Origin of the sequence: Enterobacter cloacae complex sp. IR5441, assembly GCF_049238215.1 — a bacterium.
In the GTDB taxonomy this organism is placed as follows: Bacteria; Pseudomonadota; Gammaproteobacteria; order Enterobacterales; family Enterobacteriaceae; genus Enterobacter; species Enterobacter hormaechei_C.
This window is the reverse complement of sequence record NZ_JBMKIA010000008.1, coordinates 65,046-79,382: the sequence shown is the minus strand read 5'-3', so window position 1 is coordinate 79,382 and position 14,337 is coordinate 65,046. Positions and strand designations below refer to the sequence as shown.

Below are 14,337 nucleotides of genomic sequence, written 5' to 3'. Positions count from 1 at the left end.
CATTACGTGCAAGTTGAAATGTATCGTTGCAGGATTTTTGTGATTCAAATCACTCTTCGTTCTCTTCTTCCAGCTCGTCCCACATGGCAGCGATGGCGTCACGCGTCAGCGGAGCCAGCGCTCTCCAGAACGGCGAGGTGGCATGGGCTTCAACTTTACCCAGGAAGGTGCCAACCCACGGAAGCAAATACGTTTCGAACAGGGTTTCAATCGCCTCGTTCTCATCATCACCTGCATTATCTTCAATCCAGGAGGCCGCCAGCAGCAGGGTACCGATATGATCGGCAGGCATATCCGTCAGCGGCATGCCCCGTTCTGAAAGAAACGTCCGAACTTCCGCTTCGGTCGCACCTTCCTGCCAGGCAGAACGATACGGCGACACGCGACACTCTTCCCCCACAAACAGCGCGTTGTAATCCGTTGAAATCTGCTGCATATCACAGCTTTTTTGCACGCGTTCCAGCAACTCATCCTGTTCCAGCGGCCAGCTCTGCGCCAGTTTACCTTCACGAATCAGGGTAAACAGCGGAACCAGCAGCGGATCCTGCGGCTGGCGGTAATATAAGGTGCCCAGCACGCGGCAAAGGATGGAAAACTCATTCATGTTTTTATTCCGTTATTAATTAAAGATCGGCAAATTCATCAATCGGCGCCATGCCGCGCGACTCAAGGAAGTCGAGCATACGACGCGGCGTGACGTTCAGGATCTGTTCTTCCGGGAAATTCACGTCCCGCAATATTTTCAGGCACTCGCTGAAATCACCCAGCGTGAAGGCCGTGTGTGAATCAGAGCCCAGCGCCACCATGCCGCCCGCGTCACGCACGGCCGCCGCCACTTCGCGGCAGTTGGCTTCACTGCCCTTACGCGAGTGAACAAAGGAGGAGTTGTTAATCTCCAGCGCCACGCGGTGCTTCGCTGCCGCCTGCGCCACGGCCTGAATATCAATCGGGTATTTCGGATTTCCCGGGTGGCTGATAATGTGCACGTTGCCGCTGGCAATAGTGGCAATCATCGCTGCGGTGTTGGTCTCTTTATCCTGGGGCGCAAAGACCGGCTCGTGGAAGCCGGCGAGGATCAGATCTAACGAGGTCAGCATCGGGCCGGTGCAGTCAATCTCACCGTCAGTATTTTTGATGTTCGCTTCGATGCCGCGCAGTATCCCGATACCGTCCACCAGGCGTGGCCAGATACGCATATTCACAAAATGCCAGTAGTGCGGCGCATCCGCCATATCCGGACCGTGATCGGTTATCGCAAACAGTTTAATGCCTTTCAGCTTCGCCTGAGCGATATAATCATGGAGGTTACTGTAAGCGTGGGTACTGGCGACGGTGTGCATATGCAGGTCAACGGGATACATCTTTCTCTCCTCTGCGGTTTTTCCAAAGGATAGCAGTTATCAGCGGCGAATATTAGCAAAAACCCGGCGAACGCCGGGTTTCTCTCAGTAGCCTCGCTGTCTGTCGACCTGTCCGGTCACCGCGTTGCCCTTCTCTATTTCGCTGATGGTATGCGAGATGTACGCCACGGCCTCCGCCGGTCGCGTCACGGCCGCAATATGAGGCGTCATCGCCACGCGCGGATGTGCCCAGAGCGGGCTGTCTGTCGGCAGCGGTTCGCGGCTATAGACATCCAGCATTGCGCCTTTCAGTTTACCGCTATCCAGCGCTTTCAGCAGATCGTCTTCCACAACGTGTACCCCGCGCGCCAGGTTCATTAAGTAGCTGTCTTCTGCCAACTGGTTGAGGAGCGTGCCATTGATAATGCCGACCGTTTCCGCCGTATTCGGCAGCAGGTTAATGAGGACGCGAGTCCCTTTCAGGAACGCCGGGAGTTCGTCCGTTCCGGCAAAGCTCTCGACGCCTGGATAATCCTTACGGCTCCGGCTCCAGCAGCGCAGTGGGAAGCCCCACGGCGCGAGCGCTTCGGCGACTTTCGAACCCAGTACACCCGCGCCGAGGATGCCGATGGTGAAATCTTCATGCTGATAATCCGGAAGCGGTTCCCAGTGGGATTGCTGTTTAAACGCCTGATAATCGTCGAAGCGGCGGAACCAGTGCAGCACCTGGCTCACGGCATATTCCTGCATCTGCTGCCCCATACCGGTATCTTCCAGACGAAACAGGGGAATATCCTCCGGCAGCATTTCAGGGTGTGCCTTCAGCTTACTGAGAATGGAATCCACACCCGCACCAAGAGCAAACACCGCCTTCAAACGGCGTCCCTGAAGCATTTCGACCGGGGGATGCCAGACCAGCGCGTAGTCGGCATGTTCATTATCGCCCTGTTTCCATTCGCGAACGCGTGCGCCGGGCAGTGCCGCCGTGAGCGCGTTAATCCAGTAAGCCGTATCAAAAGTGGGGTGATAGAAGATAATATCCATAGTCATTGCCTTTTATTGCGCTGTTTTATTTTCATTTTCAACTGGCTTGCCAGCATAACAAATTTATCGCTAAACCGCGTTGCTGATAAAAGAGGCGCATTTCGCACATTTCGGAATCAGGTTGCCTGAAGTTTGTCTAAACACGCTAAATTACTGAAAAAGTGGGTTGACGGCAGTACGGCTTTTCCTTACATTAGCGCCCGTCCCGACAACAACGGGATGACAATATGGTGAGGTGTCCGAGTGGCTGAAGGAGCACGCCTGGAAAGTGTGTATACGGCAACGTATCGGGGGTTCGAATCCCCCCCTCACCGCCATATTTCAAGAAGAGCTTGCATGAAAATGCGGGCTTTTTTTTCGCATGTTGCACGCCTGTGGGGGATTCGAACTTTGCAGCCTCTGCGGTAATTGTGTCGGGTGGCGCTACGCTTACCCGACCTACAAAAAGCTAGTCCTCAACCATCTTTGCATACTCTTCAGTCAGAAAATCCACCAGCGTCCTGACCGATGGCAGCAGGCCGCGCCGGGATGGATACACCGCGTGGATCACTTCCCGTCTGGGTTCCCAGGCATTCAGCACCCGAACAAGTTCACCTGAAGCCAGCTGATCCTTCACCATCAAAATGGGCAGCTGTACCACGCCCACGCCCGCCATCGCCGCCTCCCGCAGCGCCAGCATGTCGGTAGTCACCAGGCGCGGCGTGAAGTGAATTTCTGCCTTTGCGCCCTCCGGCCCGCTCAATTCCCACTTATGCAGGTGCTTGCCCGCCCCCATACTTAACCCCGGCCACTCGCTGAGTTCAGAGGGCATCGCCGGGTTGCCCATCCGTTCAATCAGTGCCGGCCCGGCAACCAGACAGTGCCCCCTGTCCGCCAGCACCCTTAATACCAGATCGCTGTCATCAAACGGGCGCGGACGAACGCGGATCGCCACATCCACCCCCTCCGCCACCAGATCGACCCGGCGGTTGGTGGCTTCAAGCTGGAGGTTGATCCCTGGATAGCGCGCCATAAACCGTGCCAGCATGGGCCCCACGTGAACGTGCAGCAAGGTGACAGGACAGGTGATCCGGACCATACCGCGCGGCTCAGCCTGTAAAGCAGCCACCGCCTCCTCCGCAGCTTCAGCTTCCACCAGCATGGCTTTACAGTGCTGATAGAATGTCTGCCCCACCTCCGTCACCGCAAACTGCCGCGTGGTACGTTGTATCAACCGAACGCCCAGGCGTTCTTCCAGCTGCGCAATCCGACGGCTCAGTTTCGACTTAGGCTGATCGAGCGCCCGCCCCGCCGCCGCAAAGCCGCCATGCTCCACCACCTTCACAAACCATACGAAATCATTGAGATCCTGCATACGCCTCCATTGTTCCATTTAAGGAACAGTGAATGTCATTTTTGCTATCTACCGGGATATTAGCCCTGAATATAAGCTAATTCCATCAACAGGACATCAGGAGTTAATCATGAAAAACGTAACAGGCGTGTATACCGCACCTCGTCCGCACTGGGTCGGTGACGGTTTTCCGGTTCGTTCGATGTTTTCTTACCAGACGCACGGCGAGCCCCTGAGCCCGTTCCTGCTGCTGGACTACGCCGGACCGCATACCTTCCCGGCGGACGGCGCGAAACGCGGCGTGGGCGAGCATCCTCATCGCGGTTTTGAAACGGTGACCATCGTCTACTCAGGCGAAGTGGAGCACCGTGATTCCACTGGCAGAGGCGGCGTTATTGGCCCAGGCGATGTGCAGTGGATGACGGCAGGCGCAGGCATTTTGCACGAGGAGTTCCACTCCAGCGCGTTTTCGCAGAAAGGCGGTGAACTGAAAATGATGCAGCTGTGGGTCAACCTGCCCGCTAAAGACAAAATGGCGACGCCTGGCTACCAGAGCATCACTCAGTCGGATATCCCGGTGGTCACCCTGCCGGATAACAGCGGAACATTGCGCGTGATTGCTGGCCGTTTTGGAGAGGTAACCGGCCCGGCGCATACCTTCTCACCGCTGAACGTGTGGGATCTCGCGCTGCGCCAGGGTAGCCATCTGACGCTCAATCAGCCCGAAGGCTGGAGCACGGCGCTGGTTGTCGTTGAAGGCAGCGTGACGGTGAACGGCACCACGCCTGCCGGTGAGGCGCAACTGGTCGTGCTGAGTCAGAGCGGTGACAAACTGCATCTCGAAGCCAGCAGCGATGCCAAAGTGCTGCTGATGGCCGGGGAGCCGCTGAATGAACCCATCGTGGGCTATGGCCCGTTTGTGATGAACAGTAAAACCGAAATTGCCGAGGCTATTCGCGATTTCAACTCCGGCCGCTTTGGCCAAATCTAAACGTAATAAGGAGCGCATTATGTCTACCCCTGCAAACTTCAACGGTGCACGTCCCGTTATTGACGTAAACGATGCCGTTATGCTGCTTATCGATCACCAGAGCGGGCTGTTCCAGACCGTAGGAGACATGCCAATGCCTGAGCTGCGCGCCCGTGCAGCAGCGCTGGCAAAAATCGCCTCGCTGGCGAAGATCCCGGTGATCACCACGGCGTCGGTTCCACAGGGACCGAACGGCCCGCTTATCCCGGAGATCCACGCCAACGCGCCGCACGCACAGTATGTGGCACGCAAGGGTGAGATCAACGCCTGGGATAACCCGGAGTTCGTGGCGGCGGTGAAAGCCACCGGGCGCAAAACGCTGATTATCGCGGGGACGATCACCAGCGTCTGCATGGCCTTCCCGTCCATCAGCGCGGTGGCGGACGGATATAAAGTGTTTGCGGTGATTGATGCCTCCGGCACCTACAGCAAAATGGCGCAGGAGATCACCCTGGCGCGCGTGGTGCAGGCAGGCGTGGTGCCGATGGACACGGCTGCTGTTGCTTCCGAAATTCAGCGCACGTGGAACCGTGAAGATGCGGGTGAATGGGCTGAGGTGTACACACACATCTTCCCGGCCTACCAGCTGCTGATCGAAAGCTACAGCAAAGCGCAGGACGTGGTGAAAAATAGCGAAGTGCTCGATTCGCAGCGTTAATCCTGCGCGCTGCGACATAAGCTGATTAAGGCTTAACCGAACAAGCACGAATGCTGAAAATCTGCTTGACCGTTTTAGCGCAACTCCCTATAGTAGCGCCCCGTTGCCCCCCAAGCGGTCAGGCAGCAAAACAATATGGTGAGGTGTCCGAGTGGCTGAAGGAGCACGCCTGGAAAGTGTGTATACGGCAACGTATCGGGGGTTCGAATCCCCCCCTCACCGCCATATTTGAAGAAGAGCTCGCATGAAAATGCGGGCTTTTTTTTTCGCATGTTGCACGCCTTTGGGGGGGATGAGAACCCCCGACCGGGGTTCGACAACTGGCGGCAGCCAGTTGGACAGACTGAGAGCATAGCGAACAGGCTGCCCGCAGGGCGAGCGAAGCGAGTCAATCCCCCCCGGTGCGACACGAGCTGCCTCACCTACAAAAAAAAGCCCGTACAAAAGCACGGGCCTGTCTCAACCATTCCTCAGCTATTCAGCTTTCCAGCCGGTTGCTTTCCCTCGGGAGCAAGTCTCTGGCCAATATTCAAACCCGCTTCATCCTTACGCTCCTCCAGCCAGTAATCCGCATTTTTAATCCCCAGCCGAACCGGGTCAAAGTGTGGATCCAACCCCTGTGCATTCTGGATTTCATAATCCTTCAGGCTGGCAAACGCTTTTTTATGCAACAGAACGATGGCAATAATGTTGAGCCATGCCATCAGCCCTACGCCGATATCCCCTAATCCCCAGGCCAGATCCGCGGTGCGTACCGTGCCATATACCGTCGAAGCCATCAGACACAGCTTGAGCAGGAACGTCAGCCACGGGCGATGAATCTTACGGTTGATGTAGGCGATATTCGTTTCAGCGATGTAGTAGTAAGCAATGATCGTGGTGAAGGCAAAGAAGAACAGCGCGATGGCAACAAAGTAATTACCGAAGCCCGGCATCATACTTTCCATTGCCGTCTGGACATATCCCGGTCCTGCGGCCACGCCTGCTATTCCGGTATAGAGCGCTGCGCCGTCGACGCCCTGCACGTTATACAGCCCGGTGATCAACAGCATAAACCCGGTCGCGGAGCAGACAAACAGCGTGTCGATGTACACGGAGAACGCCTGAACCAGCCCCTGTTTCACCGGATGGCTTACGGCCGCCGCCGAGGAGGCATGTGGCCCGGTACCCTGCGCCGCCTCGTTGGAATAGACGCCACGCTTCACGCCCCACATGATGGCCTGGCCCAGAATAGCGCCAAACCCAGCTTCAAGGCCAAAAGCACTTTTCCAGATCAGCAATATAACTGAAGGAAGCTGATCAATATTGATAGCGATAATCACGCACGCGACAATAATATAGCCGAGCGCCATAAACGGAACCACCATGCTGCTAAAGCTGGCAATCCTTTTTACGCCGCCAAAAATAATAAAACTCAACAGCACAGCAAGTAACGCCGCCGTGACATTTGGGCTCAGACCAAAGGCAATATCCAGGCTCGCACCAATAGAGTTTGCCTGCACACCTGGCAGTAATAATCCGCAGGAGAAAATCGTTACGATGGCAAATAACCATGCGTACCACTTCACGCCTAACCCTTTCTCAATATAAAAGGCAGGACCACCACGATATTCGCCGTTAATTTTCTCTTTATAAACCTGACCTAACGTGGATTCGACAAAAGCAGAGCTTGCCCCCAAAAATGCCACTATCCACATCCAGAAAAGCGCACCGGGTCCACCAAAGGTAATGGCGGTCGCTACACCGGCAATATTCCCTGTCCCCACGCGGCCCGCCAGCGTCATCGTCAGCGCCTGAAACGACGACACGCCTGCCTCGGTAGGACGCCCCTGAAACATCAGGGTAATCATAAGTTTTATATGCCGTAATTGCAGAAAGCGACTACGCAGCGAGAAATAGAGGCCGACACCCAGACATAAAAATATTAACGCCGGGCTCCAGATAACACCATTAATTGCACTAACCAGTTCGTTCATGTATGACCCTTAGCGTGATGTTCCAGAGGAAACGATCCCCTGGCGAGTTTCTTTTTAGAATTTTGTCTGAACAAGTACGAAACATAGATAATTACCCAAAAGACACCAACTTAATTTTTACTGCTTAGTCATGTTCTGTGACAACATTCACGTTTAATTTTAAACCAATAATTAGCATGATCATTATATTCATAGATATTTTGTGGGTATTATAAATACATATCACATTTTCGTGACCTGTATAAAAAGCGTTCGCAGCAAATTAACAGTAATATTATTATTACCGCAAAACGGGGCGTAAATCCTGTTGAATGCTATAGGAAATAAATATGATTTAAAAAAGCCACGCGTGCAGAGGGAATAAAGGAAGCTTCCCGGCATAACGCCGGGAAGAAATGACTTAAAATGTGAAATGATCTTAGTCGGAGTACACTTCCAGCGTTCGTTGGCACAGCGCTGAGCGGACGCAGTCCTCTTTTGTGAAGCGGACCACCCCTATCATCTCATCTTCCTCAAAACGTGACATGGCATCGCTCAGGCCGGACTTCACGCCCGACGGCAGGTCACACTGGGTAATATCGCCGTTGACGATAACCGTCACGTTCTCCCCGAGGCGCGTTAAAAACATCTTCATTTGCGCAGCGGTCACATTCTGAGCCTCGTCAAGAATAACGACCGCATTTTCAAATGTACGTCCGCGCATATAGGCGAACGGCGCGATTTCCACCTTGCCAATCTCTGGTCGCAGGCAGTACTGCATAAAGGAAGCGCCCAACCGCTTCACCAGCACGTCATAGACGGGCCTGAAGTACGGGGCAAACTTCTCGGAAATATCGCCGGGCAGGAAGCCCAGATCTTCATCCGCTTGCAGTACCGGACGGGTAACGATGATCCTTTCCACGTCCTTATGAATCAGCGCCTCCGCCGCTTTGGCGGCGCTGATCCAGGTTTTCCCGCATCCGGCTTCCCCGGTTGCAAAGATGAGCTGTTTACTCTCGATAGCATTCAGGTAGTGCGCCTGAGCTTCATTCCGCGCCACAATTGGCGATGCATCGCGGCTGTCCCGCGCCATGCCAATGGATTCTACGCCGCTCATCTGCACAAGCGAGGTGACCGATTCTTCTTCACGCTGCTTATGGCTACGTGAATCCCGTCTCAGCACACGTTTTGCTTCACGACGAGCTTTGATCACTGCTTTCTGTCTTCCCATGGATAGCACCTTGAGTTGTTGGTATTCATCACACGCGCCAGCATCGGCACGATTATGCGCACGAACATCAGAGGGTTGGCTTCCTTGTAAGCCATTGCTTGCATTACCGGATGACGATATACAACGGCTACGCGCACCGTTATGCACGTCGGTAGAAAAAGGTTCTTGAGGTGAAGGAGAGAATTTGGTGGTGAAGAAATCGCTGCCGGAGTCTGAGCCTCCGCGCCGGGTACTGCGGTTGATGTGTTTACCTTGTCCAGTACAGGACGCAACCATTCGCGATCTCCATAGTGAGTTAGCATCACTGCCGGGAACTACCGCTGTCTTCTCTTAAGTACATCAGGAATTATCATAAATGCAACATTTATTTTACCTGAATGCAACTTTTAGGACTGCCCCTACATGGAAAATCAGTCTTATATAGAAATATTACAGAAATATAACAATAAGATAGTCCTTCGAAAAAATAATGTCCCCGCGAACTGTCGCAGGGACGATTATCAGGCTTCTATCAGACCCTGAGCGAGCCAGGCGTTCGCGTTACGCGCGCCGGGCAGGGCAAAGAAATAGCCGCCGCCGATGGGCTTAATATATTCCTCCAGCGCTTCGCCGTTGAGCCGCTTCTGCACGGTGAGGAATCCCTTCTCCAGATCGTGCTGATAGCAGACAAACAGCAGTCCCATATCAAGCTGACCGGAGTTGGTCACCCCCAGCGAGTAGCTGTAGCCCCTGCGCATCATCAGGCTGGATTGCGTCTCTTTGGTGCGAGGATTGGCGAGGCGAATATGGCTGTCCAGCGCGATGACATCCCCGTTCGGATCGCGGGCGTAGTCGGGTTCATCGTGCTCGTGCTTCATGCCGAGCGGTGCGCCGGTTTGCTTATCGCGACCGAAGATAGTTTGCTGCTCTTTCAGCGGCGTGCGGTCCCAGAACTCCACGTGGAACTGAATGATACGCACCGCCTGATAGGTGCCTCCGACCGCCCAGGCCGGTTCGCCCTGATCCGCCGTCACCCATACCACGTTCTTCATCAACGCGGTATTGCTGCTGTCCGGGTTGGCGGTGCCGTCTTTGAAGCCCAGCAGGTTGACCGGCGTCTCTTTCCCTTTACTGCGCGCGGCGTGGTCAGAGATAAAACCTTCCCGCTTCCAGCGCACGCTCAGCAGATCCGGGGTGTGCTTGATAATATCGCGCAGGGCATGGATCACCGTATCCTGGGTATTAGCGCAGATCTGCAACAGCAGATCGCCGTGGCACAGCGCCGCGTCGAGAGAATCATTCGGGAATCGCGTCATTTTTTGCAGCGTTTTCGGCTTCTGCTTCGCCAGTCCGTAGCGATCATCAAACAGCGATTCCCCCACCGACACGGTGATGGTCAGATTATCGGGAGCGATAAACGCGCCGAGGATGCCGGAATCCATCGGCGGCAGGCGCGGATTCGGTGTTTCCGGTGCGGGACCGCCGGCGGTGAGGAAGGCAATACGCGTGGTCAACAGCCTGAACAGACGCTCAAGGTCGGCTTTATCACTCGCCAGCGAATCGAAAGCCACCAGCATCATCGAGGCCTGCTGCGGCGTCAGGATCCCCGCCTGGTGCTCACCATAAAACGGCTGCGTTTCCATACGCGCATCCGGGGAGAGCGTGCCAGGGGCGCTTTGCGGTTTTGCCGCATGCGCCACCGGACAGCCTCCCGCCAGGGCAAACGCGCCGCCCAGCGCCCCTACCCCTTTTAACAACCGACGTCGGGAAGGTTCCGCCACGTCGTATTCGTCATGCTTGTTCATCGCTTAATCCAGACCCAGTACGCCACGCAGCAGGGAGAGATCTTCCGCCAGGGTGGTTATCGGGCCTTTCAGCGCGTTACGGTCAGCATCGGTCAGCTTGTCGTAGGTTTCGAACCCGTCTTTGGTGCGGTATTTCGCCAGGATAGCGTCAACTTTCTTAAAGTTGGCATCCACTTTCGCCAGCAGCTCGCCGTTCTCTTTTTGCAGCTGAGGCCGCAGCAGATCGACAATTTTCTGTGCGCCGTCGACGTTCGCCTGGAAGTCCCACAGGTCGGTGTGGCTGTAACGATCTTCTTCACCGCTGATTTTGCTGGCGGCCACTTCTTCAATCAGGCCCGCTGCGCCACCCACCACTTTCGACGGTGGGAATGCCAGCTCGCTGATGCGTTTTTGCAGCTCCAGCACGTCGCTGTTGAGCTGCTCGGCGTATTTCTCCATCCCACTGGTGGAGTTATCGCCAAACAGGGCTTTTTCCAGACGGTGGAAGCCGGTGAATTTCGGATCGGCGGCCTTCTGCTCGTAGTCGTCTTCACGGGCGTCAATGCTGCCATCGAGGTCAGAGAACAGTTCGGCAATCGGCTCAATGCGCTCGTAGTGCTGACGGGTAGGCGCATACAGGGATTTCGCTTTTTCGATGTCGCCTGCTTTCACCGCGTCGGTAAAGGCTTTGGTGCCTGCCACCAGGTCCGCTGTCTCTTTGGTGACGTAGGCTTTATAGGCGGTAATGGCGTCGCCGAGGCTCAGCAGCGCCGTGCCTTTGGCCGCGTCCGCCGTCGCTGCGCCTTTGACGATCAGCTTACCTTTCGGGTTAGTCAGCAGGCCGCAGGTCATGTCATATTCCCCGGGCTGAAGATTTGCGGTCATCTTCTGGCTGAAGCCCGGCGCGATATTCTCGCGCTCTTCCACCACCATCACCCCTTTCAGGATTTCCCACTCCAGCGCCTTCTGGCTGTGGTTCTGAATAATAAACTGCGTTTTACCGCTGTTAACCGTGATGGTCATCGGCTCGCACTGTTTATCGTTGACGGTGACTTTTACCTGCGGAATATCTGCCGCCTGAGCGGTGAAGGCAGACACGAACAGCGCGGCAATGCCTGCGCATAACGCACTACGACGGAACTGAATGGCCATGACTCTTCCCTTTAAAAGTATGTTGTAACTAAAACAGCACTTACGGCGCTACCCGCGACGTCTGCGAGCCGGTACGCGGCGGCATAGCGAACAGGATCAGCGCCGGAACCAGATAGATAAAGTACATCGCCACTTCGCTGACGCTCGGCGTTTCCTGGTAGCCGAAGATCCCTTCGAGCAGGGTACCGGTCAGTGAATGGGTCGACAGGACGTTGCTGAGATCGAACGCCACGTCCTGGAAGTGGTTCCACAGACCCGCTTCGTGGAAGGCGCGGATCGCCCCTGCCGCCAGCCCTGCGGCCACCAGCAGAATAAACAGGCTGGTCCACTTGAAGAACGCGCCCAGGTTAAGACGAATGCCGCCCCAGTAGAGCAGGAAGCCAAGCACAACCGCCGTGGCCAGCCCGAGCACCGCGCCCAGCGGCGGCCAGATGCCCACGTCCTGCTGAAAAGCCGCGAGCAGGAAGAACACAGACTCCAGGCCTTCACGCGCCACGGCGAAAAAGACCATCATGATCAGCGCCCAGCCGTGGTGGTTGCCTTTTTGCAGGGCGTTATCCACCGCCTGCTCAAGCTGTACCTTCACGTTACGGGAGACCTTGCGCATCCAGAACACCATCCAGGTGAGGATCACCACCGCAATCACGGCGACGATCCCTTCAAACAGCTCCTGCTCTTTCTGCGGGAACTCCCCGGTGGTTTCGTTGATGAGGATACCGAGGCCCAGGCAGAGCGCCGCAGCAAGGAAAACCCCAACCCACATGACGCCAATCCAGCGTCCGCGCTGGGTACGCTTCAGATAACTGGCGATAAGGCTAACAATCAGGGCCGCTTCAAGGCCTTCACGTAACATAATGAGAAAAGGAACAAACATGCCGACACCTTAAATGTTTATCGCGGTCAACTGATGCAAAGAAAAGTAAATTCTTGTGATAGTGATTATCATTACGGCAACAAGAAAAACAAGCGAAATGTGTTGCGTTTTGATGACCAGATGTAAACGCATTGCGGAGTAATAATTGCCTGAGTAACCGTTACGTTTATAAGGTATAACGAAAATGCCCATTTACGGTTAACCGGGGCTGTGGCTAAATGTCCGCCTCGAAAACCAACTGAAAATAAGCCATGTTTAAAATTGTCCATTTCCTGCTGGCGCTGGTGATTATTCTTGCGCTCGCCTGGCTGGTGAGTTTCGACCGCCGAAAAATTCGTATTCGTTTCGTTTTACAGCTGATCGTGATCGAAATCGCGCTGGCGTTCTTTTTCCTCCACGCAGAAAGCGGCCTGTTTATTATTAAATACGTTTCCGGTTTCTTTGAGTCGCTGCTTAAATTCGCTGCCGAAGGGACGAATTTTGTCTTTGGCGGGATGGGTGAAAAAGGGCTGGCGTTCATTTTCCTTGGCGTGCTCTGCCCCATTATTTTTATCTCGGCGCTGATTGGTATTCTTCAGCACTGGCGTATTCTGCCGATCTTTATTCGGGTGATCGGGACGCTGCTGTCAAAACTGAACGGCATGGGCAAGCTGGAATCCTTTAACGCGGTGAGTTCGCTGATCCTCGGTCAGTCGGAAAACTTCATTGCCTACAAAGGCGTGCTGGGCGATCTCTCCTCGCGTCGTCTGTTTACGATGGCTGCCACGGCCATGTCGACGGTTTCGCTGTCGATTGTCGGGGCCTATATGACTATGCTCGACGCCAGGTTTGTCGTCGCGGCGCTGATCCTGAACATGTTCAGCACCTTTATTATTCTTTCGGTCATTAACCCGGCCCGCCCGGAAGCGGAGCCGGATATCAGGCTGGAAAAACTGCACGAATCCCAGAGCTTCTTTGAAATGCTGGGCGAGTATATTCTGGCCGGTTTTAAGGTGGCGATGATTATTCTGGCGATGCTGATTGGCTTTATCGCCCTTATTAGCGCCATTAACGCCCTCTTCTCCGGCATATTTGGCATGAGCTTCCAGCAGATTCTGGGTTATGTGTTTTATCCGCTGGCGTGGCTTATTGGTATTCCGCTGAGCGATGCCTTAAGCGCGGGGAGCATTATGGCAACTAAACTGGTGGCGAATGAATTTGTGGCGATGATCGAGCTGCAAAAAATAGCCCATCAAATGTCACCGCGCGGGCTGGGGATTTTGTCCGTGTTCCTGGTATCGTTCGCTAACTTCGCTTCCATTGGCATTGTGGCGGGGGCAATAAAAGGTCTGAATGAGCAACAGGGTAACGTGGTGTCGCGGTTTGGTTTACGCCTGGTATACGGGGCAACGCTGGTAAGCCTGCTGTCGGCGAGCTTTGCGGGGTTGGTGCTGTAAGTTTTGTGCCCGGCGGCGCTTCGCTTGCACGGGCCTACGATACAACAACGGCGGGTTATCCCGCCGTTTTCATTAAAACTGCACGCACACCGGCTGGTCGACCCGCATCACCGACTCCTGCGCGAAGCGTGACTTATAGATCCCGCGCAACGCTTCGATATTCTTCTCACTCTGCGCGTCTTTAGCGTGGATCAGCATCAATGCCTTGCTCGGCTCGCGCGCCACTTTTCCATCATTCCCCAGCCACTGACCGCGCGCATCAAATACCGTTAAACCATCGCGAAAGCGTGGCGTCACGTCCTGGTCGACAAACTGCTGCCATTCGTTGCCTGTGATTTGCGCCCCGGCAGGACGGTTTAAGCCGAAATAAAGCGTGGTCTGCTGCATCTGATTTTCTGCTTTGCAGGTTTCCACCGCCGCGTGCTGTGCGGGTGCGCTACAGCCCGCCAGCATCACGAATGCTGCCACCATTAACCCTGTTTTAATTCTCATTGATGAAGACTCACATAGATGAAAGGACT

Annotated in this window: 13 protein-coding genes and 2 tRNA genes; 5 read left to right on the top strand and 10 right to left on the bottom strand. The window is 54.9% G+C overall.

Annotated elements, in window-relative coordinates; translation table 11 throughout:
• Positions 1–49: 49 nt before the first annotated feature.
• The 3 genes from ACOTX5_RS11310 to ghrA form a co-directional block, all read right to left on the bottom strand.
• Positions 50–604: a TorD/DmsD family molecular chaperone gene (locus ACOTX5_RS11310; protein ID WP_045911604.1), complete on the bottom strand. Its 555-nt coding sequence runs from the start codon at positions 602–604 to the stop codon at positions 50–52.
• A gap of 19 nt (positions 605–623) precedes the next feature.
• Positions 624–1,361, bottom strand: coding sequence for a phosphatase (locus ACOTX5_RS11305; protein WP_003858061.1), 738 nt, complete (start codon positions 1,359–1,361; stop codon positions 624–626).
• A gap of 84 nt (positions 1,362–1,445) precedes the next feature.
• Positions 1,446–2,384 carry a glyoxylate/hydroxypyruvate reductase GhrA gene (gene ghrA, locus ACOTX5_RS11300; RefSeq protein ID WP_017384758.1) on the bottom strand — a complete coding sequence of 313 codons (939 nt, stop codon included), beginning with the start codon at positions 2,382–2,384 and terminating at the stop codon, positions 1,446–1,448.
• Positions 2,385–2,613: 229 nt separating this feature from the next.
• Here ghrA and ACOTX5_RS11295 point away from each other — a divergent pair.
• Positions 2,614–2,701 (top strand) — tRNA-Ser (locus ACOTX5_RS11295).
• Between the two features lie 131 nt (positions 2,702–2,832).
• Here the strand turns inward: ACOTX5_RS11295 and ACOTX5_RS11290 are convergent.
• Positions 2,833–3,738, bottom strand: a complete 906-nt coding sequence (locus tag ACOTX5_RS11290; protein ID WP_017384759.1) for a LysR family transcriptional regulator — start codon at positions 3,736–3,738, stop codon at positions 2,833–2,835.
• Positions 3,739–3,847: 109 nt separating this feature from the next.
• Between ACOTX5_RS11290 and ACOTX5_RS11285 the strand changes: the two genes are divergently transcribed.
• From ACOTX5_RS11285 to ACOTX5_RS11275, 3 genes are all read left to right on the top strand, one after another.
• The gene (locus ACOTX5_RS11285; protein WP_015570855.1) at positions 3,848–4,708 is read left to right on the top strand and encodes a pirin family protein; all 861 of its coding nucleotides are present in this window, start codon (positions 3,848–3,850) and stop codon (positions 4,706–4,708) included.
• Between the two features lie 19 nt (positions 4,709–4,727).
• Entirely contained in the window at positions 4,728–5,405 is a 678-nt protein-coding gene (locus ACOTX5_RS11280) for an isochorismatase family protein (protein WP_003858068.1), read from the top strand.
• Positions 5,406–5,542: 137 nt separating this feature from the next.
• Positions 5,543–5,630, top strand: a tRNA-Ser gene (locus ACOTX5_RS11275).
• Between the two features lie 245 nt (positions 5,631–5,875).
• Here the strand turns inward: ACOTX5_RS11275 and ACOTX5_RS11270 are convergent.
• From ACOTX5_RS11270 to efeU, 5 genes are all read right to left on the bottom strand, one after another.
• The gene (locus ACOTX5_RS11270; protein ID WP_017384761.1) at positions 5,876–7,381 is read right to left on the bottom strand and encodes an alanine/glycine:cation symporter family protein; all 1,506 of its coding nucleotides are present in this window, start codon (positions 7,379–7,381) and stop codon (positions 5,876–5,878) included.
• Between the two features lie 418 nt (positions 7,382–7,799).
• The gene (phoH, locus tag ACOTX5_RS11265; protein ID WP_017384762.1) at positions 7,800–8,591 is read right to left on the bottom strand and encodes a phosphate starvation-inducible protein PhoH; all 792 of its coding nucleotides are present in this window, start codon (positions 8,589–8,591) and stop codon (positions 7,800–7,802) included.
• A 500-nt stretch (positions 8,592–9,091) separates the two neighbouring features.
• Entirely contained in the window at positions 9,092–10,375 is a 1,284-nt protein-coding gene (efeB, locus tag ACOTX5_RS11260; protein ID WP_045911603.1) for an iron uptake transporter deferrochelatase/peroxidase subunit, read from the bottom strand.
• A gap of 3 nt (positions 10,376–10,378) precedes the next feature.
• A complete protein-coding gene (gene efeO / locus ACOTX5_RS11255; RefSeq protein ID WP_023303411.1) occupies positions 10,379–11,506 on the bottom strand; it encodes an iron uptake system protein EfeO in 1,128 nt (375 codons plus the stop codon).
• A gap of 40 nt (positions 11,507–11,546) precedes the next feature.
• Positions 11,547–12,380 carry an iron uptake transporter permease EfeU gene (efeU, locus tag ACOTX5_RS11250; RefSeq protein WP_017384765.1) on the bottom strand — a complete coding sequence of 278 codons (834 nt, stop codon included), beginning with the start codon at positions 12,378–12,380 and terminating at the stop codon, positions 11,547–11,549.
• 251 nt (positions 12,381–12,631) lie between these two features.
• Here efeU and ACOTX5_RS11245 point away from each other — a divergent pair, with 251 nt between their 5' ends.
• Positions 12,632–13,816 (top strand): NupC/NupG family nucleoside CNT transporter, encoded by a 1,185-nt coding sequence (locus tag ACOTX5_RS11245; protein WP_017384766.1) that lies wholly within the window; start codon positions 12,632–12,634, stop codon positions 13,814–13,816.
• 72 nt (positions 13,817–13,888) lie between these two features.
• On the opposite strand, the gene ACOTX5_RS11240 is transcribed toward ACOTX5_RS11245, so the two are convergent.
• Positions 13,889–14,308 carry a DUF3574 domain-containing protein gene (locus tag ACOTX5_RS11240; RefSeq protein WP_033487255.1) on the bottom strand — a complete coding sequence of 140 codons (420 nt, stop codon included), beginning with the start codon at positions 14,306–14,308 and terminating at the stop codon, positions 13,889–13,891.
• Between the last annotated feature and the right edge of the window lie 29 nt (positions 14,309–14,337).

Coding starts and splice junctions, on each gene's coding strand:
- ACOTX5_RS11310 (WP_045911604.1), bottom strand. CDS start 604: ATGAATGAGTTTTCCATCCTTTGCCGCGTGCTGGGCACCTTATATTAC.
- ACOTX5_RS11305 (WP_003858061.1), bottom strand. CDS start 1,361: ATGTATCCCGTTGACCTGCATATGCACACCGTCGCCAGTACCCACGCT.
- ghrA (WP_017384758.1), bottom strand. CDS start 2,384: ATGGATATTATCTTCTATCACCCCACTTTTGATACGGCTTACTGGATT.
- ACOTX5_RS11290 (WP_017384759.1), bottom strand. CDS start 3,738: ATGCAGGATCTCAATGATTTCGTATGGTTTGTGAAGGTGGTGGAGCAT.
- ACOTX5_RS11285 (WP_015570855.1), top strand. CDS start 3,848: ATGAAAAACGTAACAGGCGTGTATACCGCACCTCGTCCGCACTGGGTC.
- ACOTX5_RS11280 (WP_003858068.1), top strand. CDS start 4,728: ATGTCTACCCCTGCAAACTTCAACGGTGCACGTCCCGTTATTGACGTA.
- ACOTX5_RS11270 (WP_017384761.1), bottom strand. CDS start 7,381: ATGAACGAACTGGTTAGTGCAATTAATGGTGTTATCTGGAGCCCGGCG.
- phoH (WP_017384762.1), bottom strand. CDS start 8,591: ATGGGAAGACAGAAAGCAGTGATCAAAGCTCGTCGTGAAGCAAAACGT.
- efeB (WP_045911603.1), bottom strand. CDS start 10,375: ATGAACAAGCATGACGAATACGACGTGGCGGAACCTTCCCGACGTCGG.
- efeO (WP_023303411.1), bottom strand. CDS start 11,506: ATGGCCATTCAGTTCCGTCGTAGTGCGTTATGCGCAGGCATTGCCGCG.
- efeU (WP_017384765.1), bottom strand. CDS start 12,380: ATGTTTGTTCCTTTTCTCATTATGTTACGTGAAGGCCTTGAAGCGGCC.
- ACOTX5_RS11245 (WP_017384766.1), top strand. CDS start 12,632: ATGTTTAAAATTGTCCATTTCCTGCTGGCGCTGGTGATTATTCTTGCG.
- ACOTX5_RS11240 (WP_033487255.1), bottom strand. CDS start 14,308: ATGAGAATTAAAACAGGGTTAATGGTGGCAGCATTCGTGATGCTGGCG.